The 22,906-nt window shown below is 60.4% G+C and carries 21 protein-coding genes; 9 read left to right on the forward strand and 12 right to left on the reverse strand.

The window, feature by feature from the left end; translation table 11 throughout:
• Positions 1-74: 74 nt before the first annotated feature.
• Genes ACQZ5G_RS14070 through ACQZ5G_RS14085 form a run of 4 tightly spaced genes read right to left on the reverse strand, consistent with a single transcriptional unit; the run spans position 75 to position 3,543 of the window.
• Positions 75-923: a phosphatase PAP2 family protein gene (locus ACQZ5G_RS14070; protein ID WP_448736545.1), complete on the reverse strand. Its 849-nt coding sequence runs from the start codon at positions 921-923 to the stop codon at positions 75-77.
• The gene (locus ACQZ5G_RS14075) at positions 913-2,421 is read right to left on the reverse strand and encodes an ArnT family glycosyltransferase (RefSeq protein WP_448736544.1); all 1,509 of its coding nucleotides are present in this window, start codon (positions 2,419-2,421) and stop codon (positions 913-915) included. The genes ACQZ5G_RS14070 and ACQZ5G_RS14075 overlap by 11 nt, the downstream gene beginning before the upstream one ends.
• On the reverse strand, positions 2,396-2,683 hold the full coding sequence (locus ACQZ5G_RS14080) for a lipid-A-disaccharide synthase N-terminal domain-containing protein (protein ID WP_031233742.1): 288 nt from the start codon (positions 2,681-2,683) through the stop codon (positions 2,396-2,398). Before ACQZ5G_RS14080 ends, ACQZ5G_RS14075 begins: the two co-directional genes overlap by 26 nt.
• A gap of 20 nt (positions 2,684-2,703) precedes the next feature.
• Positions 2,704-3,543 carry a glycosyltransferase family 2 protein gene (locus tag ACQZ5G_RS14085; protein ID WP_448736543.1) on the reverse strand — a complete coding sequence of 280 codons (840 nt, stop codon included), beginning with the start codon at positions 3,541-3,543 and terminating at the stop codon, positions 2,704-2,706.
• Between the two features lie 188 nt (positions 3,544-3,731).
• Between ACQZ5G_RS14085 and ACQZ5G_RS14090 the strand changes: the two genes are divergently transcribed.
• Positions 3,732-5,996, forward strand: coding sequence for a methyl-accepting chemotaxis protein (locus ACQZ5G_RS14090; RefSeq protein WP_448736542.1), 2,265 nt, complete (start codon positions 3,732-3,734; stop codon positions 5,994-5,996).
• Between the two features lie 132 nt (positions 5,997-6,128).
• On the opposite strand, the gene adh is transcribed toward ACQZ5G_RS14090, so the two are convergent.
• The 3 genes from adh to ACQZ5G_RS14105 form a co-directional block, all read right to left on the reverse strand.
• On the reverse strand, positions 6,129-7,646 hold the full coding sequence (gene adh / locus ACQZ5G_RS14095; RefSeq protein WP_059757421.1) for an aldehyde dehydrogenase: 1,518 nt from the start codon (positions 7,644-7,646) through the stop codon (positions 6,129-6,131).
• A 173-nt stretch (positions 7,647-7,819) separates the two neighbouring features.
• Positions 7,820-8,779: a helix-turn-helix domain-containing protein gene (locus ACQZ5G_RS14100; protein WP_003522885.1), complete on the reverse strand. Its 960-nt coding sequence runs from the start codon at positions 8,777-8,779 to the stop codon at positions 7,820-7,822.
• Positions 8,780-8,884: 105 nt separating this feature from the next.
• Positions 8,885-10,969, reverse strand: a complete 2,085-nt coding sequence (locus tag ACQZ5G_RS14105) for a putative bifunctional diguanylate cyclase/phosphodiesterase (RefSeq protein WP_448736541.1) — start codon at positions 10,967-10,969, stop codon at positions 8,885-8,887.
• A gap of 306 nt (positions 10,970-11,275) precedes the next feature.
• On the opposite strand from ACQZ5G_RS14105, the gene ACQZ5G_RS14110 reads away from it, so the two are divergent.
• The 5 genes from ACQZ5G_RS14110 (at position 11,276) to ACQZ5G_RS14130 (ending at position 16,595) form a co-directional block, all read left to right on the forward strand.
• On the forward strand, positions 11,276-11,884 hold the full coding sequence (locus tag ACQZ5G_RS14110; RefSeq protein WP_004430287.1) for a 50S ribosomal protein L25/general stress protein Ctc: 609 nt from the start codon (positions 11,276-11,278) through the stop codon (positions 11,882-11,884).
• Between the two features lie 297 nt (positions 11,885-12,181).
• Positions 12,182-14,569 carry an EAL domain-containing protein gene (locus ACQZ5G_RS14115; RefSeq protein ID WP_448736540.1) on the forward strand — a complete coding sequence of 796 codons (2,388 nt, stop codon included), beginning with the start codon at positions 12,182-12,184 and terminating at the stop codon, positions 14,567-14,569.
• 17 nt (positions 14,570-14,586) lie between these two features.
• Positions 14,587-15,300, forward strand: a complete 714-nt coding sequence (locus tag ACQZ5G_RS14120; RefSeq protein ID WP_035260425.1) for a substrate-binding periplasmic protein — start codon at positions 14,587-14,589, stop codon at positions 15,298-15,300.
• 118 nt (positions 15,301-15,418) lie between these two features.
• Positions 15,419-16,135, forward strand: a complete 717-nt coding sequence (pth, locus tag ACQZ5G_RS14125) for an aminoacyl-tRNA hydrolase (RefSeq protein ID WP_448736539.1) — start codon at positions 15,419-15,421, stop codon at positions 16,133-16,135.
• 7 nt (positions 16,136-16,142) lie between these two features.
• Positions 16,143-16,595, forward strand: coding sequence for a GNAT family N-acetyltransferase (locus tag ACQZ5G_RS14130; protein WP_448736538.1), 453 nt, complete (start codon positions 16,143-16,145; stop codon positions 16,593-16,595).
• Between the two features lie 3 nt (positions 16,596-16,598).
• Here ACQZ5G_RS14130 and clpS read toward each other — a convergent pair whose 3' ends face one another.
• A complete protein-coding gene (gene clpS, locus ACQZ5G_RS14135; protein ID WP_035260429.1) occupies positions 16,599-16,910 on the reverse strand; it encodes an ATP-dependent Clp protease adapter ClpS in 312 nt (103 codons plus the stop codon).
• 241 nt (positions 16,911-17,151) lie between these two features.
• Here clpS and ychF point away from each other — a divergent pair, with 241 nt between their 5' ends.
• From ychF to ACQZ5G_RS14150, 3 genes are all read left to right on the forward strand, one after another.
• Positions 17,152-18,255, forward strand: a complete 1,104-nt coding sequence (gene ychF, locus ACQZ5G_RS14140; RefSeq protein WP_035260423.1) for a redox-regulated ATPase YchF — start codon at positions 17,152-17,154, stop codon at positions 18,253-18,255.
• 291 nt (positions 18,256-18,546) lie between these two features.
• Positions 18,547-19,020, forward strand: coding sequence for a MaoC family dehydratase (locus tag ACQZ5G_RS14145; protein WP_269829134.1), 474 nt, complete (start codon positions 18,547-18,549; stop codon positions 19,018-19,020).
• Positions 19,017-19,484, forward strand: a complete 468-nt coding sequence (locus ACQZ5G_RS14150; RefSeq protein WP_065655709.1) for a MaoC family dehydratase — start codon at positions 19,017-19,019, stop codon at positions 19,482-19,484. The genes ACQZ5G_RS14145 and ACQZ5G_RS14150 overlap by 4 nt, the downstream gene beginning before the upstream one ends.
• Before the next feature lie 43 nt (positions 19,485-19,527).
• Here the strand turns inward: ACQZ5G_RS14150 and ACQZ5G_RS14155 are convergent, their stop codons facing one another.
• From ACQZ5G_RS14155 to ACQZ5G_RS14170, 4 genes are all read right to left on the reverse strand, one after another.
• Positions 19,528-20,070 carry an adenine phosphoribosyltransferase gene (locus ACQZ5G_RS14155; protein WP_003494623.1) on the reverse strand — a complete coding sequence of 181 codons (543 nt, stop codon included), beginning with the start codon at positions 20,068-20,070 and terminating at the stop codon, positions 19,528-19,530.
• Positions 20,071-20,162: 92 nt separating this feature from the next.
• A complete protein-coding gene (locus ACQZ5G_RS14160; protein ID WP_448736537.1) occupies positions 20,163-20,555 on the reverse strand; it encodes a GFA family protein in 393 nt (130 codons plus the stop codon).
• 84 nt (positions 20,556-20,639) lie between these two features.
• Complete coding sequence (locus ACQZ5G_RS14165; protein ID WP_127757800.1) at positions 20,640-21,551, reverse strand: cytochrome c1; 912 nt, start codon at positions 21,549-21,551, stop codon at positions 20,640-20,642.
• A 22-nt stretch (positions 21,552-21,573) separates the two neighbouring features.
• On the reverse strand, positions 21,574-22,896 hold the full coding sequence (locus ACQZ5G_RS14170) for a cytochrome b (protein ID WP_080816276.1): 1,323 nt from the start codon (positions 22,894-22,896) through the stop codon (positions 21,574-21,576).
• Between the last annotated feature and the right edge of the window lie 10 nt (positions 22,897-22,906).

Raw genomic sequence — 22,906 nt, forward strand, 5'->3', positions numbered from 1 at the left:
AAGCCCGAGGATGACGCAGGAGTGTCTGGCGTGCTTCGCCATTCACCTCATTGAAGCGAGCTCCGAAGTTCCTCTTAAGACGAAGCCGCACCCGCATCCGGCGGCCGTTGCAGACGTGAGGCTGCGGCCTTGATTTTCGGCCACCAGCGCCGAACCCGGGTCAGAACAGCATGACGACCGTTACGCCAGATACTGACCGTATCGGCTGTGACCGCATCGCCGGTAAACAGATGGCGATGACGTCCGATCACCAGCGCCCGGTAGAGAAACAGGGTCGTGAGGGCGGAAAACAGGATGGACATCACCACATCGCTGAGGAAATGCCCACCGGCCGCGATGCGCAAGCCGGACATGAGGACGATCATGCCGGCGGCGATGCCTCCCATCGCCAACCGTCCGCGCCGTTGCAGCCGGGGCCAGGCGAGCACGCAGAGCGGCAGGAAGAAACTGGCGATCAGCGCGGTTTCGCCGGAAGAAAACGAGCAGTTCGAATAACATTGCGCACTGTACTGGAAAGGCGGCGTGAAAAGCTGCTGCCCACCGAATTCGGTGACGCTGAATGGGCGCGCGCGACCGATGGTCGCCTTCAGCACACCATTGACGAGAAGCCCGGCGCAGAGGATCACCGGCCCGCACAGGAAGGCCCACACCCGCCAGCCGGTTCTTTGCAGCGTACCCAGCCGAAGATTACCGACAAGGATCACGAAAGCCAGAAGGGTGGCAAGCTCCGTACCTTCGCGCAGCGTATCCCGCAACCATTCGGGAAACGGCTCACGGCCGGACCATGGCTGCTCGACGGGCGAGAAAAACAGGGCGGAGAATCTGAGATCGATCGAGGGAAAGGTCGCGAACAGGATGACGAGCGCCAATGTGGCGAGTGTCACCCAGATCGTGATCCGCATATGCGAAAGATCATTGTCCATTGCTGCCCTCCGGCATGCATCGCGGCAGCAGGCGCCAGAGTCCGATTTCCCTGCCTTCGAGGAAACCCGGCCCGGCGGTCCAGCGAGCGACCGGCGCCTCGCCGGCAAGGCAGGCCGGCAGGCCATCCGCACTTGCCAGGAACAGGGGACTTTTCGCCTCGCCGGGTTTCAGCGGGTAAAGAAGCGCATAGTGACTGGAAGGCACGCCGGTTTCAGGCAGAGCGCGCGTCATCACCTGCTTCTCATCCCGAAGCTGATAAAAAAGCTCGGCAAGTATCGAACGGTCGGTAGCGACGATGGCGTCCGCACTCGCCTCGCGCGCCCGTAACAGACCGGTCGACACCAGCTCGGCGCGCCCGAGATACCGCGCCATCGCCAGTTCACCTTTCGGCAGGCGCAATTGCGTTCCGGCAATGGTCATCAGCGGCAGCGCAACGGCCACGATGCTACCAAGTACAAGCGTGGACACGGTAAGCCAGCGCCGCGACGCCAGGACCGGCACCGCCAGAAGCACGCCGGCCGCATAGGCCCCGACCGCCCAGTTGGCGAGCGCCCGTGACATCAAACCCTGCGCGGTAATCAGCAGAACGATCGGCACCGAAAGAGCGACCAGCGCCCGGGTTTCGGCATTCTTCGCACGAATAGTTGCGACGATCATGCCGACGAAAACGAACGGTCCGACCACGCCCGCCTGCGAAAAGAAGAACTCCAGCGCGGAGCCGATCTTCAGCTGGACGCCATGCCAGTTCGCATTATCCGCCGTATGGCGTGCGGTCATGAAATCATGCGCCGCGTTCCACCACAGATTGGGTGCGATGACGGCACCACAGACCAGCGCCGCAATCGCCGCGTCACGCAACCGGATACGCCACGCCTCGCAAAGCCAGCCGGCGGCGATGAAGCAGGGCAGAAAATAGATCATCGCATATTTCGACATCAGCCCAAGGCCGAAGCAGAGACCGAGGGCGATGCTCCAGCCCAACGCCGCCCTGCCCTCGCGGCGGGCGAGCGCAAGCTTCCGCACGGAGATCATCGACAGCACGATGAACAGCATCATCGGCGTATCGGTCGAGATCAGCAGGCTGCCGAGCGTTACGGCCGGCAGGGTCAGATAGATAAGGGCGGCCAGGGATGCCAGCCTGACATCGTAGATCATGCGGCCGAGCGCAAGGATGGCCGCCGCCGCCACGCCATGCACCACGGGTGCGGCCAGCCGAACCTGAAACGTGCCCTCGCCGCCGCCCAGAACGGTTGCCGCGCGAATGAGCCAGCCGATCAGGGGTGGCTTGGAATAGGCGCCGAGCGCCATCTCCCTGCCCCATAGCCAATATTGCGCCTCATCGACGAAAAGGTCTGTGCGGTTGAAGGCCAGCCCAAGGACGCGCAGCGCGGTGACGAGGACGATCGCCACGAATGCAAATGTCAGCCATCGGCGCTCATCGCCTGCCTGCGCATAAGGCAGGGTCGCCGCCTCATGCATGCTGGCGGCGTTCTGCATGAATCAACCAGAGATTTCGGGCATAGATGAAAAGGCCGGACGCCTGGCCCAGAATGAAGACCGGATCGCGCCGCCAGATGGCGTAGGAAAGCAGCACCAGACCGCCGAGAACGGAAAAATACCAGAAGGCCACCGGAATGACCGAGCGGTTTGCCCGTTCCGAAGAAATCCATTGAACCAGAAAACGCATGGTAAACAGCATCTGACCCATGAAGCCGGTGCAGACCCACAGAAATTCCTTCCAGCTGTTCACATGCAGCATGGACCATAAAGCCGGTGCATTCACGGCGATGTCTCCGTTTTGAAAGTTTCAGCCCAGCTTGAGCGCTTTCGCCGGCGCAGCAGCCAGGCGACGCCGATCAGGTCGTGGATGCCGACAAGCGCGCGGCCGATATTGGTGTAATGGGAATTTCCGTGCAGCCGCGCCCGGTGCGTGACGTCGACATGGGTGACCTGCCAGCCGTCGCGATTGAACAGCGCCGGGAAATAGCGGTGGTGATGATCGAAATAGGGCAAGGCGAGGTAGGCGTCGCGGCGGAAGGCCTTGAGGCCGCAGCCGGTGTCGCGCGTGCCGTCCTTCAATATCCGCGCCCGAAGCCCATTGGCGAATTGGGAGGAGAGGCGTTTTCCAAGCGTATCGCGCCGGCCGACACGCTGGCCGGCCACGAGGCCAAGCCGGCTGGGAGCGCTTATGGAGAGAAGCGGCGCGAGAAGAGCCGGCAGATTGTCCGGCGGGTTCTGCCCGTCTCCATCCAGCATGCAGATAACAGGCGCACGCGCCGCCTGCACACCGCTGTGGATCGCCGCAGACTGTCCGCCCTGACGATCATGGCGCACCAGCCGCAGCATCGGGTAACGATCGCTAAGCGCAAGCACCGCATCGACCGTGCCGTCCGAAGACGCGTCGTCCACCACCACGATCTCGAAGACGCCGACAGGCTGGCAGGCGGCAAAAATCTCCGCCACGAGCGTTTCCACACTCGCTTGCTCATTGTGCATGGGCACGACAACGGCGAAATCCGGCCTCGGTTTCACGCTGGCTCCGTCATATCCGTCCGCATTCAGTCCGCAGACATCATTGATAGTGGCGAGAGAAGGAGCGCGGAAAGCTTGCATGAACATGAACAGCCGTTGAACTTCACTCGATATGCGCCCGTTCTATTGCAGTTTTATTACGGGAAACGCGTCAGTGGCGGCCGGCTATTTTTTCACGGCATGCGGGAAACAATCGTACAATTCCCAGCACTTTTAACGCGGCCGTAAACAATTTTTGCCACGGTATGGCCACGTTTTTTGGGGGGGGAAACAGGATGCCGGGTGTAAATCCGACTGCTGTCAAAGCTAAATCATTGTCGATAAAGGCCAAATTTGCAGCGCTCGTCACGGGCGCGACGCTGGTTTCATGTCTTTCCGTGGGGTTGTTGTCCTACGAAATGGGGAAGTCGGGACTGATCGACGCCAGCGAAATCAGGCTCGAAACGGTTGCAGGCAACCAGTCCAAGCAGCTTGACGCCTATACTTTGCGCGTCGAACAGAGCATTTCCGAGCTGTCGCAGAACGCCGCGGTCGCACAGGCGCTGGAAACAATGACCACCGTTGTACCGACGGAAAGGGATGCGATCATCCAGGCTTTCCGCCGCGAGGGCGTCTCCGAAGAGGAGCGCGCCTCCTTCAACGGCGAAGGCCTGCGACTGCTTTACGCCATTCGCCACGCCACCATCAACGCCGCCATCGCCAGCGTCTGGCGCAACACCCGTGTCAGCGACATCTATGTGATCGACAAGACCGGCCTCATTATTTACACCGTGACCAAGGGGAAGAACTTCCTCACCAGCGTGACGGAACCGCAGAACGCCGCGATCAAGGAGCTGTTCGACCGCATCGAAGCCGGCAAGGACGGCGTCGTCAGCACCACCGGTTTCACTGGCGGCGAAAATGATTCGGCCATGATCGGCATGCCGCTCGCCGTCTCCAACTGGGGCCAGCTTCAGCGCAAGGGCGCCGTCATCATGCGCATCGCCGCTGATCGCATCGGCGCGGTGGTGACGCCTGAGGAAACCGGCAAGACCATCGATGACGCCGTTCTCCTGAGCGCCGACGGCAAACGTCGGGCCGGCGTACTCTCGGGCGGCGCTGACGCTGCGGTTTCCGAAAGCCTCGCCGCCCTTTCCAACGTAAACAACGCCGGAACGGTGATGGCGCAGACACCTGCGGGCAACATCTTCTATGCCTATCGTCCGGTCTCCGTCTTCGGCCAGAAACATCTTTTGGCCATCGGCCAGCAGGAAAGCAAGGTTCTCGCCGCCGCCAACGATCTCGCCTTCTGGGCAACGGTTGCGACGCTGGCCGTGCTTGCGATCATGACGCTGATCGGCATTTTCGTTTCCGCAAGCCTGACCAAGCCGCTGACCGGCCTTGCGGGGCTGATGGAGCGCCTGAACGGCGGTGAGAACAACATCGAGATCAAGGCCGTTTCCCGTGGCGACGAGATCGGCACCATGGCGCGCGCGCTGGAATCCTTCCGTCAGGGCATTCTGGACAAGCAGCGCATGGAAGCCGAATCCCATCGCAAGAGCGAAGAACTGGACGAAGAACGCGCCCAGCGGGAAATGGAAAAGGCAAGAAGCGCGAAAGAACTGGAAGAGGCTGTCGACGCACTTGCCACCGGTCTTGCCAATCTCGCGGCCGGCAGGCTCGATCTCCGCATCGACAAATCCTTCGTGCCGTCGCTCGATCATCTGCGCATCGACTTCAACAACTCCATGGCGGGCCTAGAAGCGACCATCTCCAACATCGGCGAAAGCGCCAATGCCATCCGCTCCGGCTCCGGCGAACTGAAAAGCGCATCGGAAGACCTGTCGCGGCGCACCGAACGTCAGGCTGCGGCACTTGAGGAAGCGGCCGCAGCACTCGGAGACATGACGCAGGCCGTCAATCTCTCGCTGTCGCGCTGCAATGTCGCCGTCGAGGCGACGGCGGGCACGATGCAGGATGCGCACAAGTCCACGGCTGTCGTTAAAGAAGCGATCGTGGCGATGGAACGCATCGAGACCTCATCGGCCAAGATCCGCCAGATCATCGATGTCATCGACCAGATCGCCTTCCAGACCAATCTGCTGGCGCTGAATGCCGGTGTGGAAGCCGCCCGCGCCGGCGAAGCCGGCAAGGGCTTCGCTGTGGTGGCGCAGGAAGTTCGCGAGCTTGCCCAGAAATCGGCAGCCGCCGCCCGGGACATCACGACGCTGATCGCCACTTCGGCGGGCGATGTGGAAAGCGGCGTGGCGCTGGTACTGAAGACGGGTGAAAGCCTCGAGCAGATTCAGAAACGCATCCAGTCGGTCAACGACCAGATCGGCGAGATCGCCACCGCATCGCGCGAACAGTCCGGCCGCCTCAGCGAAATCAATGCCTCCGTCAACGAACTCGACCATGTAACGCAGCAGAATGCGGCCATGGTGGAGGAAACGACGGCCGCCGCCTTCTCGCTATCCGGCGAGGCGGACGGCCTGACCGAACAGGTGGGGCAGTTCTCGGTCGGCGCCCCGCGCCAACGGGACCAGCGTTACGCGGCATAAACCGCAACGAAAAAAGGCCGGAGGCGAAACCTCCGGCCTTTCTGTTTGAAGCCGGGCTCCCAGGGGCCGAAGCCCCTGGGAACACGCCGGCGATCTGGCACCACAGCCCCTCGCCGGCTTCCGGGGAGGACCTCAGAAGAAACCGACCTTGTTCGGGCTGTAGGACACGAGCAGGTTCTTGGTCTGCTGGTAATGGTCGAGCATCATCTTGTGGGTCTCGCGACCGATGCCCGACTGCTTGTAACCGCCAAAGGCAGCGCCCGCGGGATAGACGTGATAGCAATTCGTCCACACGCGGCCCGCTTCGATGCCCCGGCCGGCCCGATAGGCGATGTTGGTGTCGCGGCTCCAGACGCCTGCGCCCAGACCGTAAACCGTGTCATTGGCGATTTCGAGCGCCTCTTCCACCGTCTTGAAGGTGGTGACGGAGACAACCGGTCCGAAGATTTCCTCCTGGAAAATCCGCATCTTGTTGTTACCTTCGAAGACGGTCGGCTGGATGTAATAGCCATCCTTCAGATCGCCCGTGAGCGTCTTGCGGTCGCCGCCGGTCAGAACCCTGGCGCCTTCCTTCTTGCCGATCTCCAGATAGCTCATGATCTTGTCGAACTGTTCCTGCGAGGCCTGCGCGCCCAGCATGGTCGACGGATTGAGCGGATCGTCCTGGCTGATCGCCTGAACGCGCTTGATCGCCTTTTCCATGAAGCGGTCATAGATCGATTCATGCACCAGCGCACGCGACGGGCAGGTGCACACCTCGCCCTGATTGAGCGCGAAGAAGGCGAAACCTTCGAGCGCCTTGTCGAGGAAGGCATCGTCCTCGTTCATCACATCGGCGAAGAAGATGTTCGGCGACTTGCCGCCCAGCTCCAGCGTGATGTTGGTGACGTTGTCGGCCGCATAACGCATGATTTCCTTGCCGACCGAGGTGGAGCCGGTAAAGGCGATCTTGGCGATGCGGTTGCTCTGCGCCAGCGGCTTTCCGGCTTCGAGACCCGTGCCGTTGACGATGTTGAGGACGCCGGGCGGCAGCAGGTCTTCGATCAGTTCCATCACGATGAGAATCGAGGCCGGTGTCTGTTCCGCCGGCTTCAGCACCACGCAATTGCCGGCGGCAAGTGCCGGTGCAAGCTTCCACGCGGCCATCAGGATCGGGAAGTTCCACGGAATGATCTGGCCGACGACGCCGAGCGGCTCATGGAAGTGATAGGCGACCGTATCGTTGTCGATTTCGCCGATCGTGCCTTCCTGGGCGCGGATGCAGCCCGCAAAATAACGGAAATGGTCGATGGCGAGCGGAATATCCGCATTGGTGGTTTCGCGCAGCGGCTTGCCGTTATCCCAGGTTTCGGCACGGGCGATGAGATCGAGATTGTCCTCGATCCGCTGGGCGATCTTGAGCAGGATGTTGGAGCGCTCCGTCACGCTCGTCTTGCCCCATTTGTCGCGGGCCTTGTGGGCGGCATCCAGCGCGAATTCGATGTCGGATGCGTCCGAGCGCGGCACTTCGCAGATCTTGTGGCCAGTGACCGGCGAAAGATTATCCATGTAGCGGCCGGATTTCGGCTCCACCCATTTGCCGCCGATGTAATTGCCGTATTTCAGCTTGAAGGGCGCTTCGCCCGCTTTCTGCTGAACCTGAATGTTCATGATTTCATCCTCCCTGATGAAAACGATCCGCAGCGGATCGCATGGGAGGAAGGTGGGCCTAGATGGCGCGGTTCGGTAGAGGGGCGGCGCGGTTCCGCAGCGCACATTGTCTCACATCTGCGACAAAGGCGCCTCGATCCGGCATGATGGGCCGGATCGCACCCGCACGCACCTCAATGCACGTCGAATTTCTTCATCTTGCGGTGAAGCGTGGCGCGGCTGATGCCGAGCAGCGAAGCAGCCTGCGTGACATTGCCGTTGGTGCGCGACAACACGCGCCGCAGCGCCGAGCGCTCCGCTTCCGCAAGATCGGAACCGCCATCGTGGCGCTGTTCCTGAAGAACATCGGCGGCGGGCAGTCCCTGCGCGATGCGGGCATCGTCCAGCTTCAGTGCAAGGCGTGCGGCACGGGTCGCACCCAGCACGAGATCGTCCTGATCCACGGCCAGCAGCGAAAGCGCAGCTCCGAACCCGCTCGGCACGACGACGATGCGCGCACCGGGAAAGGCGCGGCGGAAAAGATTGCCCTCGATGCGCTGCGCCGCATCCTTCACCGCCTGGGTGACGAAGGAGAAAGTCATCTCGTTGATGTCGTCACGGCAGGTGGAAATATCGAGCGCGCCCGTCACCCGGCCGGTGTGATCGCGGATGGGAGCCGTGGTGCAGCAGAGTTCGGTATTTGACGTGAAGAAATGCTGATCGCGGTAGACCACCACCGAGCGCTCATCCACCAGCGCCGTACCGATACCGTTGGTGCCCACGCTTTCTTCGCTCCAGACCGCCCCGGACCAGAGGCCAAGCGCCCGGAAATCGCGATCATCGCCCGAGGCGCCGCGCCGCTCCAGCGCAACGCCCTGCGCATCGGTCAAAAGCAGGCAGCAGCCGGATTTGCCGACGCTTTGGAAAATGCGGTCGAGTTCATCCGTGCTTTCGGCGATCAGGCCGGCCGCACTTTCACGGGCGCGGCGGAATTCATATTCGCTGAGAAAGATCGGCTTGCGGTTTTCCTCCGGTGCAAGATGATGTTTGACCATGCAACGACGCCAGGAGGCGACAATCGGAGAACTTGCGGCGGCGGAACGATGGCGCGCGGTTTCATACACGCGTTCCGCATGGGCGATGTCTGTCGGCATACGCTCCTCCCAAAGCTTTTCGGCGATGGTGCGCTGGAAGCGGCCATGTTTCAACAAAAAATTTCGCGACCGGCCTTGCCGGGCGCAGCCGCGGGCTGCGCCAGACTATCGGACCGCCTTGAAATAACGCCGGCCGGCGGTCACGTCCGTTTCATCCTCTGCCGAAAGGAACGTATCGTCCACGAGATTTGCGATGGAAGTCAGCGGACCGGGCTTGCCGAAAAAGAAGCCCTGCACCTGCAGGCAACCTTCACGCCGCAGGAACTCGATATGGGCCTTGGTTTCGACCCCTTCCGCAAGCACCGGAATATTGAGGCTGTGCGCCAGAATGAGCGTCGAGCGAACGATCGCCTCCGACTGTACGTTGGTCGACAGGCCATCGATGAAAGCGCGGTCGATCTTGATCTTGTCGAAGGGGAAGCTCTGCAGCGTCGAAAGCGAGGAATAGCCCGTGCCGTAGTCGTCCATGGCGATCTTGACACCGAGCGACTTGAGTTTGCGGATGGTGACGAGCGCGTGGCGATGGTCGGCGATGATGCTACCTTCGGTAATTTCCAGCTCGAGCCTTTCCGGCGCAAGCCCCGTCTCGGCGAGAATTTTCTCAACCTTGTCGGGGAAATCATTATCCGCAAGCTGCTGCGGCGCGACGTTTACGGCAATGGCGAGCGATTTTTTCCACTGAGCGGCCTGCACGCAGGCTTCTCTCAGAACCCATTCGCCCAGTTCGACGATAAAGCCGGTCTGTTCGGCGATCGGAATGAATTCGGTCGGCGAGACCATGCCCCGTTCGGGATGGTTCCAGCGCAAAAGCGCTTCGAAACCGACGATGCTGCCGCTTTTGGTGTCGTTCTGCTGCTGGTAATAAAGCTCGAACTCGTTATTGGCGAGGCCGCTGCGCATGGCGACGGCAAGCACGTTGCGCTCACGCGCGGCCTCGTCCATGGATTTGTCGTAAAAGCATATGGTGTCCGAAGTACCGCTTTTTGCCCGGTACATGGCGACATCCGCCTGGGCCATCAGCGTATCGGCATCGATGGAGCCGGTATTGCGAACCGATATGCCGACGCTTGCGCCGACCGAAAATGTCTGTCCGTTCCATTCCACCGGCTTGCTGATCTGCTCGATCAATCGCTGGGCGAATTCCGCGCCGTCGGCGCGGGTGTAATAGGAATGGGTCATCGCCACGAATTCATCGCCGCCCATACGCGCCAGAAACTCTCCGGTCTTCAGCACGGAACTCGCGCGGTCGGCGATGGCGCGCAGCACGGCGTCGCCCGCCGCATGGCCATGCACGTCATTGATTTCCTTGAAACGGTCGAGATCGATGGACAGAAGCGCCGTATGCGCGCCCATCGAGACATGGCGTGTGCGGCGATTGAGATGTTCGATGAATGCCGCCCGGTTGGGAATGCCCGTCAGCGGATCGTGCAACGAGAGATGGCGATAGCGGGCAACCGCCTGCTGGGTGGACTGGGCGTCGATGACATAGGTGGAGAGCCCGAGCGCCAGAAGCAGAAGCGTCACCGCAATGGCGCCTCCGCCCATGATGGCCGGCGGCAGCAGGTTTTCCGGAATGACGATACGCGGGTCGAAGGCGAAGGACATCGACGCCATGCCGGTATAATGCATCGAGGCAATGGCCAGGATGAGAAACGCCACCGCGCTATACTGGCAGAAACGGTTGAGAGGCCGGGCAATGCGATTGACCGCAATGGCGCCCAGCACCGCCCCCAATATCAGCGAGGCGATGACATAGGCCTGATTCCAGAAAATCATGCCTTGAACATTGTAGGCGGCCATACCCGTATAATGCATCGCCGCAATGCCGAGGCCGAGGATGACGCCACCGGCTTCCACCAGCACGCTGCGTCCGCCATAGGCGGAAATGCCCAGGCCGGCAGTCGTTGTGGTAATGGCAATCAGAAGCGACAGCCCGGTCAGATAGGGATCGTATCCGACATCGCCCGCCGCGACATAGCCCAGCATCGCCACGAAATGGGTGGTCCATATCGCCGCCCCGCCATTGACGCCCGCCAGAAACAGCCAGTTGACCTTCTGCACCCCCGTCGCCAGACGTGCTTTCGAAAAAAGGCGCATCGAGACGAAACTGCCCAGCATGCAGACGAAGACCGCTGCGGCGGTGTATCGATAGTCGTGATCGATGGTGAGGCACTGGAGAACTTTGAGCATTGTCATCTACGCAATTGGAATTTTGCGTAGCCTTATCATTCGCCAAGTTTTCACCCGGTTTATATGAATGGATAAGCACACATTAAAAGTTGCAACACGTAAGTGAATTAGTGCAACCTAATGAAACCGGAGAGGTATGCAGACAAGAAAGTGGTCCTCTCTTGTCTTTGTGTCCCGTTTGTATTATAGCGCCCGCACCCGTGTAGACACCCTTGGAGGCAACGCGGGCGGGATGGCCTTTGGCCTCTCCGGTTCAGGCCGCTTCGTTCGGCGTGAACTCTCCATATAACCTCGAAAGGAATTGCCATGAGCAAAGAATCGTATGAGCTCAAGGCCGAGGCGCGCGAACGAGTTGGTAAGGGGTCCTCTCGTGAACTTCGCCGCAACGGTTTGATTCCCGCTGTCATCTATGGTGACAAGCAGGCCCCCATTTCCATCGCGCTCTCGACCAACGAAGTCACCAAGCGTATCCACGCCGGCGGTTTCATGACGACGGTTGCGATCATTGACGTCGACGGCAAGAAGATCAAGGTTCTCCCGAAGGACTACCAGCTTGATCCGGTCCGCGACTTCACCATGCACGTCGACTTCCTGCGCGTTTCGGGCAACACGCTCGTCAACGTCGAAGTTCCGGTTCACTTCGTCAACGAAGAAAAGTCGGACATCAAGATCGGCGGCGTTCTGAACATCGTTCGCCACACGGTGGAATTCCACTGCCCGGCCAACGACATTCCGGAATTCATCACGGTCGATCTCGCTGGTCTGAAGATCGGCGACAACGTCCACATTTCGAATGTGAAGCTGCCGAAGAACATCACGCCGGTTATCGCCGACCGTGACTTCACGATCGCAACGATCGTCGCTCCGGCTGGCGGCGTTGCAGAAGAAACGACCGAAGAAGCTTCCGAGGAATAATCGGCGGCCGCAAGGCCGGACAGCTTTGAACAATGAGGCCCGTTCCGTTTTCGGAACGGGCCTTTTAGTTTTTATGAACTTTAAAACCAGAAAGCTTGCCATCCTCACCTGATACGGAACCCGTTTCAGTGTCGATTAACACTTCCATGAAACGATACCCTCGCGCTGTCGTGGAACACCGGCCGGGCTGAGGAAATGCGTTGGAAAACAGGCTTTTGCCGAAAACCCTCGCAAAACCCTCCGGGCGGACGAAACGGGGCGCAGCAAGTCTGGGGCAAAGGGTAGCTGCAATCGAACATGGCTCATTCCGTCGAAAGTCGCTTTATCGCGATTGTTTCCGGCGCACTTCTTACAGTGGTCGCCCCGCTATTCACGCTGTTGCTGACGCTTTCCTACAACGAAGCCATCCGTAGCCAGCGCAATCATATTGAAATTCTGCTGTCGACCAATACTCAGGCGCTTGCCCGGCCCCTGTGGGACCTTGATGACGACACGATAAACCAGATTACCGGAACTCTCGTTTCCGATCCCATGATCCGCATGGTCGAGGTCAAGGATACATCCGGCCAGCTTGATGTCGTCCAGACTGCCGGCAGCGACATCATTCAGGATGCCGCCTCGATGACCCGCGAGGTCACCTACAAGACCACAAAGGGCACCGTCACCGTCGGGCAACTGACGGTCTATTACGACGATGTCGGCCTTCTGACTTCTCTCAGCCGCACCGAACTGGCCTTCATCACGATTTTCATCCTCGCCGTCCTCACCATCGTTCTTGCCGCCATCGCCGGCAACCGCTTCATGGTCATCCGCCCGCTAATGCGGCTCGCGGCCGCCATCGAGGCGACGCGGCGTCTCGGCTCGCGCCACCACGTCGACTGGCGTTCGAAGGACGAAATCGGCCGGCTGGCGAAAAGCTTCAACGAAATGCAGACCCAGCTCGAAAAGGAAGAGCTGGAGATCAAGAACGCGCACGAGCGTAAGACGGAAATCTACAACCGCACGCCCGCCATGCTGTTTTCGCTCGACAGGCACGACCGCATTGCCGCCGTCAGTGACTATTGGGTGCAGGCGACCGGTTACGACCGCACCCGGATACTCGGCCTGAATTTCGCCGATCTCATCCATCCCGATGACCGGCTTCTGTTCCAGCAGCGCAAGACGGCTCATCCCCTGCCCGATGCCTCGCATAGCGGCATTACCGTGCGCTTCCACTGCATGGATGGCAGCGTCATGGATGCGCTCATCCTCGAAAAGGCCCTCGATTCCGGCGATGCGGCCCATCAGAGCACCTGCCTCTGCGTCATGACGGACGTGACCGAACTGCGCCAGTCGGAAAAGCGCAACCGCCAGCAGGCCATTTCCGACCACCTGACCGGCCTTTTCAACCGGCAGGGCTTCGAGGCCATTCTCGACCTGCAGATCCGCGATGCGGACCGCAATGGCAGCGAGCTGGCCTGCCTGTTCATCGACCTCGACCGGTTCAAGGCGATCAACGACAATCTCGGCCATGCCGCGGGCGACGCCGTTCTCAAACAGTTCACGTTGAAGCTCGAACCGCTGCTGACACCGCTGGACAGCGCATCGCGGCTTGGCGGCGACGAATTCGCCATTCTTCTGGCCGGCGACAAGGTGGAAGAGCGCGCCCTGCAATTCTGCGAGCGCATCTGCGCCATGCTCGACACGCCCTTCGATATCGAAAGCAACAGCATCCGCCTCAGCGCCAGTATCGGCATGGCGGTCTATCCCCTGCACGCCGCCAGCGCCTCCGAGCTTTTGCAGAATGCCGACATGGCCATGTATACCCGCAAGCGCACGGGCAAAAACGGCTCGCAGGTCTTCGACAGCTCGATCATGGACCGTGCGCGCGAACATGCGGAGCTGGAACGGGATATCGCGCAGGCGCTTTCCGAAGACTGGTTCGAGGCCTATTTCCAACCGATTCAGAACCTCGCCACCGGCCAGACGGCGGGTTTCGAGGCGCTGCTGCGTCTCAACCACCCGGACAAGGGCCTGCTTTCCCCGGCCGCAATCGTCAGCCTTGCGGAAGAAAACGGCACTATCCACCGCATCGGCAATGTCATTCTCGATCAGTCGATCGCCAATCTCGCCCGGCTGTCGCGCCTGCCGGGCATGGAGCAGACCTATGTGGCGGTGAATTTCTCACCGTTGCAATTCGAACCGGGATTGCCGACGCGCATCGCCGGCGTTCTGCACCGCCATGGCATTCTTCCCAGACGGCTGGTCATCGAGATCACCGAAGCCGTTATCATGAAGGACGATCCGCAGGTTTGGGCGATCCTCAATGCCATCCACCAGCTGGGCTGCCGCATCGCGCTGGATGATTTCGGCACGGGTTATTCCTCGCTTAGCTATCTCAGCCGTTTTCCGGTCGATATCGTCAAGATCGACCAGTCCTTCACCCGCTCGATCTGCGACGACAGGATGGACATCAGGCAGCGCAACCGCATGCTGGTCGAAGGCATCGCGGCCATCTCGCACAAGATGAACTGCGCCGTCATTGCCGAGGGCGTCGAGACGGAAGAACAGAAGGCGCTACTGAGCGATATAGGCGCGGATTTCGGGCAGGGTTATTTCTTCGCGCGTCCGCAGCCGGTCGAAAGGCTGATCTCCTCACTCGACACGGCGTCCGGGCAAAACCGCGCCGCTGCGCGGCAAGCATGAACCGGCAGGGGGCAGCCATGGGATTGATCCGCTTTTGCCTGATCTTTCTTGCACTCGCCACTCCGGCCAGCGCGGCCAAGCTCTTCCTGACCACCGAGGTTTATCCGCCCTATAATCTGCAGGCCAGCGACGGCAGCGTGCGAGGGGTCTATTTCGACCAGCTCAGAACCGTGCTCGAAGACACCGGCACCAGTTACGAGGTCGCCGTCATGCCCTGGGCGCGGGCCATCGCACTGGCCAGAACGCAGGCCATGCACTGCGTCTTCGCCGCTGCGAGAACGCCGGAGCGGGAAAAACAGTTCAAATGGGTCACGCCGATCCATATCGACCGCAACATTCTCGTGGCGCGCCGCAACGCGAATATCGAAGCCTCCAGCCTTGAGGAAGCCAAGAAATATCGGGTGGGAACCCAGCGTGGAGATTACACCGAAGCGCTTCTCGAAAAGCTCGGTTTCCCGCAGGTGGATGTCGGCGCGGATTTCGAGATCACGCTTCACAAGCTGAAGGCCGGCCGCATCGACCTGATGCCCATGTCTGAAAGCACCTTCAAAAGCCTGCCCGCCGACACGTTTAGCGAAGTGATAACTCTCTCGCGGCAACAGCTTGGGCTTGCCTGCAACAAAAGCGTGCCCGATGAGGTCATCGCGAAATTACAGGCCCGGCTGGACAGGCTGATCGCCGATGGAACGCAGCAGCGAATATTCGACCGCTATAATCTCGTCAGCCCATAAGCGGCCGGTTCGGCGTTCCCGCAAAACTCATAAAAAGCAAAACTCATAAAAAGATTGACAGCCGGCGGTTTTCGGGGTGGTGACAACAGCATCATCAGGCAAAACGCGGACATGCCCCATGAAGATCATCGCAGGACTTGGTAATCCCGGCGCGCAATATGCGGTAAACCGTCACAATATCGGCTTTATGGCCGTCGATGCGCTGCAGCGCCTGCCGTCCTTTGCGCCCTGGTCGAAAAAATTCAAGGCGGAGATTTCCGAAGGCGAAATCGGCGGTGAAAAGGTCCTGCTGATGAAGCCGCTGACCTATATGAACCTTTCGGGTGAATCCGTCGGCGAAGCCATGCGCTTCTTCAAGCTTGCACCGGCAGACCTCATCGCCATCCATGACGAACTGGATTTGCCGGTCGGCCGCGCCCGCATCAAGACCGGTGGCGGCCATGGCGGCCATAACGGCCTGAAATCGCTCGACGCCCATTGCGGCAAGGACTATCGCCGCCTGCGTCTCGGCATCGGCCACCCCGGTGACAAGGAGCGGGTGCACGGCCACGTGCTCGGCGATTTCGCCAAGGCAGACCGGGTCTGGCTCGATCCGCTTCTGGACGCCATTGCCGACAATGCCGCCATGCTGGTGAAAGCCGAGGATTCACAATTGATGAACAAGCTGGCACTGGCCACGGGCAGCAAGCCGGAAGCCGAAAAGCCGGCCAAGGCGGCCAAACCCGCTGCACAGTCCCATATCCATCAGGCACGCAACAGCGCCCAGCCGAAAAAGCTGCCGGAAACCGGCCCGATGGCCGAAATGCTGAAGCGTATGTTCAGCAAGAAGGACTAGATCGCGAATGTCTTCCGAGCCCATCGTCCTGCGCGCAGCCGGAGCCGGCGATCTGGCCGGATTGCTTGACCTTTACCGGGCGCTCAATCCGTCCGACCCTGAAATGACGGCAGAAGAAGCGAACACGGCTTTCGCGACCATGCTCGCCCAGCCGGGCCTGTCCGTGTTTCTTGCGACCGAAGACGAAGAAGCGGTCGCCACCGCCACGCTGCTGATCGTTCCGAACCTGACGCGCGCCGCCCGCCCCTATGCCCTCATCGAAAACGTGGTGACGCTGGAAAACCGTCGCGGCCGCGGATATGGCCGCGCGGTGGTGCGCCATGCCGTCGAAGCGGCTTTTGCGGCGAACTGCTACAAGGTGATGCTGCTGACCGGTCGGCAGCGTCCGGAGGTTCACGCCTTTTACGAAAGCTGCGGCTTCGTACAGAACAAGACGGGTTTCCAGATCCGGCAGGATTAACGCTCACTCCTCCGGCTCGGTGGTGAACATCAGCGGAAATCCCGCTTCCTTGCCGAGATCGGTCGCTTCCTTGGCCTTGGTCTCGGCGATATCGCGCTCGCAGACAACGACGACCGCGCTGCCGAAGCGGTGCGCCGTCATCATCACCCGGTGGCCGGTTTCCTCGCTCATGCGGAAGACGGCTTTCAACACCACGGTAACGAACTCACGCGGCGTATAGTCGTCATTCAGCAGAATGACCTTGTAGAGCTTCGGCCGCTCCAGCTTCGGTTTGACTTTCGGTTTCGGCTTGAGATCGACAGGACTGTCACTCATCATGGTCGCTCGTGCCTGTCGCTCATCGCGGTTGTTCATGGGAAAACCCCGTTGATGACGAAAGATCGATCGCTTGACCGGCTTATATTGCGCCGCAACCGCAGCATCGGCAACCCTGCCCGAAATTCCGCACCATTAAAGGTGCTTTGCCCGCACAAATCGGCCCGCGGGCTTGACCTTGCCCTGCCCTTTCCGCAAAAGGCTCCTCAACGAATTCTTTCAAACGGACAGGTTTCAAGCCATGGGCTTCAAATGCGGTATCGTTGGATTGCCAAATGTCGGCAAGTCCACTCTCTTCAACGCGCTGACGAAAACGGCAGCGGCGCAGGCGGCCAACTATCCCTTCTGTACCATCGAGCCGAATACCGGCGAAGTGGCGGTTCCGGATGCGCGCATGAAAATCCTCGCCGACATTGCCGGCTCGAAGGAAATCATCCCCACCCGCATCTCCTTCGTGGATATTGCCGGCCTGGTGCGCGGCGCATCGAAGGGCGAAGGCCTCGGCAACCAGTTCCTCGCCAATATCCGCGAAGTGGACGCCGTGGTTCACGTTCTGCGCTGCTTCGAAGATGACGACATCACCCACGTCGAAGGCCGCATCAACCCCGTGGCCGATGCCGAAACCATCGAGACCGAGCTGATGCTTTCCGATCTCGAAAGCCTTGAGCGCCGCACGGAACAGACCCGCAAGCGCGCCACCGGCAAGGACAAGGAATCGCTGGCGCAGCTGCCGCTGATGGAAGCCTCGCTGAAGCTTCTGAACGAAGGCAAGCCGGTCCGCACCCTGCTCTCCACGCTCGATGCCGAGGAACTGCGCATCCTTCAGGGCCTCAACCTCCTGACCGCGCATCCGGTTCTCTACGTCTGCAACGTCGCCGAAAGCGACGCCGTCGACGGCAACGAACACACCAAGGCCGTTGCCGAAATGGCCAAGGCCCAGGGTGCGGAATCCGTCGTGATCTCCGCGGCGATCGAATCCGAAGTCGCACAGCTTCCCGATGAAGAGGCGAAGGAATTCCTCTCCGCCCTCGGGCTTGAGGAAGCAGGCCTCGACCGCCTGATCCGCGCCGGCTACAAGCTGCTCGATCTCATCACCTATTTCACCGTCGGCCCTAAGGAATGCCGCGCCTGGACCATCGAGCGCGGCACCAAGGCCCCGCAGGCCGCCGGCGTCATCCACTCCGATTTCGAACGCGGCTTCATCCGCGCCAACACCATCGCTTACAACGACTATGTCGCCTTCAAGGGCGAAGTCGGCGCGAAGGAAGCCGGCAAGGCTCGCGACGAAGGCAAGGAATATGTGGTTCAGGACGGCGACGTCATCCACTTCCGCTTCAATACCTGATCTGGGTTGAGGTGAGGACGGCCGGGGCGTAGTCGCCCGGACATCGCAGCACGGTTTCTTCTCCCCGCCGGGGAGAAGGTGGCCCGAAGGGTCGGATGAGGGGCTAGCTCTCCAAATGTCTCGATCCTCGCCCCCTCATCCCGCTGCCGCAACCTTCTCCCCCTCGGGGAGAAGAAACAAACGGCACCCGCTCGCCCCATTCCTTCGCATCGCACCCTCGATTTGACCTTTACGTAAAGGGAAAAATCATTTTAGATGCCGCCGATATTGACTGTGCGAAGGGAGGAAACCATGACGCCGGTCGCGCCATATGCCTATGAGGATTTTTCCGTCGGTCGGGAATTTCCTTTAGGCCCGCAATCGATTTCCGCAGAGCAGATCATCGCCTTCGCCAGCGAATTCGACCCGCAGCCGATGCATCTTTCCGAAGAGGCTGGCCGCCAAAGCATTCTCGGCGGGCTGGCGGCTTCCGGTTGGCACACCTGCAGCCTGCTGATGCGGATGATGGCGGACAGCTACATCTCGAACTCGACCTCGCAGGGCAGCCCCGGCATCGATTTCGTCGACTGGAAAAAGCCGGTTCTGGCGGGCGATACACTTTCGGGAAAATCCATCGTGCTGGAACAGCGGCCTTCCGCCTCGCGCCCCGGCATCGGCCTCGTAAAATTACGCCACGAGCTTTATAACCAGCGCGGCGTTCTGGTGTCGCACGGCGAAAACACCGTGATGTTCCTGATGCGCGGCAATGGAGGCGTTGCAGCATGAAACTGGCGGAACTTTCTCCCATCGGCGAACGCGTCACCCTCGATACGCTGCATTTTTCCGCCGAAGACATCATCCGTTTTGCCCGCGATTTCGATCCGCAGCCCTTTCATCTCGATGCGGAAGCCGCAAAGAACAGCGTTTTCGGCGCTCTCTGCGCTTCCGGCTGGCACACCGGCGCAGGCTGGATGAAATGCTTCCTCTCTCACTGGGCCAAAGAGGTGAAAAGGTTGAAGCTACAGGGCCTTGAGCCACCCAAACTCGGCCCCTCCCCCGGCTTTCGCGAACTCAAATGGAAAAAACCGGTCTTCGCCGGAGACGATGTCACCTATTTCGTGACCCTGCTCGACACCCGAGCGCTGGAATCCAGAGCCGGCGTCTGGCTGAACACCACATTTAACGAGGGCGTCAACCAGTCGGGAGAAACAGTGATGACCTTCCAGAGCGGGGTTCTGGAATTCGAATAGAAAAGCGTCGGGGCAATAGCGTCACCATTGCCCCGTTACCATCTCAATGGCCGGAAAACTCCACCAGCGTCCGCACCTCGACACCGAGGTCTTCGAGCTTCTTGCGGCCACCGAGATCGGGCAGGTCGATAACGAAACAGGCGGAAACGATCTCCGCGCCCATCTGCCGCAAAAGCTTGACCGCGCCTTCGGCAGTGCCGCCGGTAGCAATCAGGTCATCGACCAGAATGACCTTTTCGCCCGGCTGAACCGCATCCACATGCATTTCCATTTCGTCGACGCCGTATTCAAGGCTGTAGGCGACGCGGACGGTGGTGTGCGGCAGCTTGCCCTTCTTGCGGATCGGCACGAAACCGGCCGATAGCTGATGCGCCACCGCACCGCCCAGAATGAAGCCGCGTGCTTCCATGCCGGCGATCTTGTCGATCTTCGTTCCGGCATAGGGCTGCACGAGTTCGTCCACGGCACGGCGAAAAGCGCGGGGGTTGCCGAGCAGTGTCGTGATGTCCCGGAAGATGATGCCCGGCTTCGGATAGTCGGGAATGGAACGGATGGCAGCGGAAAGCTCCGAAGCGATAACGGTCATGGTATTTCCAGTTGAGATAAGGGAAATGGATCAGAAGGTTCGGGCCACCCTATCAACTTGACGGCTGCGGACCAACAAAAAAGGGCCGGCGCTCATTCCGCCGGCGACATTCCCTCGATCCGCGCCCACACCGGGCAGACATCCTCGAAGGAATGCGACAGGGGCCGCAGCGCCTCGTCGTCCCTGTCATCGAAACTTCCCGAGACCAGCGCAACCGTCGGCGCGTCGTCGATGGCGCCAAGCGTGCTGCCGCAGATCGGGCAGAAGGCCCGGCTGGAATAATCGGAGGATCGGAAAGTCGAAGGCGCGCCGCCCTCTCCCGTCCATGTCACCGCATCCTTCTCGAACTCCACCCAGGCAAGGCTGGGGGCGCCAGAATGCCGCTGGCAGATATCGCAGGAGCAAGTGTGCGGATTACCGGGCTCGCCCTTCGCTTCAAAGCGGATGGAGCCGCACAGGCAGCCGCCGTTACGAATTTTCGTCATTTCCACCATCCCTCTCGACACATGAAAAGGCCCCCACGGAAGACCGTGGGGGCCAATGACTGACAGGCATCTTCTGGATGCCGATCAATGTTCCTTGTTGGCGTAGACCGATTTCTTGGTGAGATAGATCAGCGCCGTGAAGATGAACAGGAACACCATGACCATGAAGCCGGTGCGCTTGCGCTCTTCCAGATGCGGTTCCGCCGCCCACATCAGGAACGCAGCAACGTCCTTGGAATATTGGTCCACGGTCTGCGGTGCGCCGTCGTCATAGGTTACCTGATCGGCACTGATCGGCGGCGCCATCTTTAAGGAAGTGGCGCTGACGAAGTACGGATTGAAGTGCGTGCCTTCCGACACCTTGTACTCCGAACCATCCGGGTTTTTTATGCCGGCCGGCGGATCCTGATATCCGGTCAGCAGCGCATGGATGTAATCCGGGCCGCCTTCCTGGTAACCACCGACGATCGGGATCATGTCGATGATGAATTGCGGAAAGCCGCGCTCCACGCCACGCGCCTTGGCGAGCAGCGACATGTCGGGCGGGGCCGCTCCACCGTTGGCGGCAGCGGCCGCCTCATGGTTGGGGAAAGGCGAAGGGAAATGATCGGAAGGCACGGCCTTGCGATTGTACATTTCACCATCGGCGTTCGGCCCGTCCTGCACTTCATATTCCGCGGCGAAAGCCTTCACCTGCTCGTCCGAATAACCGAGATCCTCCAGCGTGCGGAAGGAAACGAGGCTCATGGAATGGCAGGCGGAGCAGACTTCCTTATAGACCTTCAGGCCGCGTTGCAGCTGGCCCTTGTCGTATTTGCCGAAGGGTCCGGCAAAGGACCAGCTCTGTTCCTCGGGCTTGATGACCGGGAAGTGATTGCCGGCGATCGCATGCGTGGCCTGGGCGGCGAGATCGTGGCTCTCCTCCGCCGCCGAAGCGACGGTGACGGAACAGCCGATGGCGGCGAAAAGCGCGATGCTCGTGAGAAGCGTCTTCATTGTCGTCATCCTTCCTTCGCGCTCAGACTTCGGCAGCCGCAGATGCGGCACCCGTCTTGGCGGCGTTCTTTTCGAGAACGGCCTCGGTAATCGAATTCGGAATACGCCGGGGCGTTTCGACCAGACCGAGGATCGGCATGATGACGAGGAAGAAACCGAAATAATAAAGCGTGCCGAGCTGCGAATAGCCGACATAATTGCCTTTCAGCTCGCCGGTGAGCAGGCCGATCAGGCCGGTTCCTTCCGCCGGGCGCGAACCCAGCCAGCCGAGCATGATGGCATTGACCACGAACAGCCAGAAGAACATCTTGTACCAGGGGCGATAGACGGCGGAACGCACCTTCGACGTATCGAGCCAGGGCAGGAAGAACAGCACGACGATCGCGCCGAACATCACGAGAACGCCGCCCAGCTTGGAATCGATGATCCAGATGTTGAAGGTGATGGCGCGCAGCATGGCGTAGAACGGCAGGAAGTACCATTCCGGAACGATATGCGCCGGCGTCTTCAGCGGATCGGCCATGATGTAGTTGTCGGGGTGGCCAAGGAAGTTCGGCATGTAGAATACGAACCAGGCGTAACCGATCAGGAACACGGAAACGCCGAGCGCATCCTTCAGCGTCGCATAGGGCGTGAAGGGAACCGTATCGGTCTTGCTCTTCACTTCAACGCCGGTCGGGTTGGTCTGGCCGGTCACATGCAGCGCCCAGATGTGCAGGATCACGACGCCTGCGATCATGAAGGGCAGCAGATAGTGAAGCGCAAAGAAGCGGTTCAGGGTCGGCTGGTCCACGGCAAAGCCGCCGAGCAGGAACTGCTGGATCCATTCGCCGATGGCCGGGAAAGCCGTGAAGAAACCGGTGATGACGGTTGCGCCCCAGAAGGACATCTGGCCCCAGGGCAGAACGTAGCCCATGAAGCCCGTCGCCATCATCAGCAGGAAGATCACGCAGCCGAGAATCCAGAGGATTTCGCGCGGCGCCTTGTAGGAGCCGTAATAAAGGCCGCGGGCGATATGCAGGTAAACCGCGATGAAGAAGAACGACGCACCGTTGGCATGCATGTAGCGCAGCAGCCAGCCGTGGTTGACGTCGCGCATGATCTTTTCGACGGAATTGAAGGCCACCGTCGTTTCGGCCGCATAATGCATGGCCAGCACGACGCCGGTGAGGATTTGCACCAGCAGCATGACGGAAAGCATCGCGCCGAAGGTGTAGGCGTAGTTCAGGTTACGCGGGACAGGATAGGCAACGAAGCTGTCATAGATCATGCGCGGCAAGGGAAGCCGCGAATCGATCCACCTTTCGATGCCGGTGGACGGCTGATAACTGGAATGACCACTCATGAATATCTGT

The organism is Agrobacterium sp. 22-214-1 (assembly GCF_053522465.1).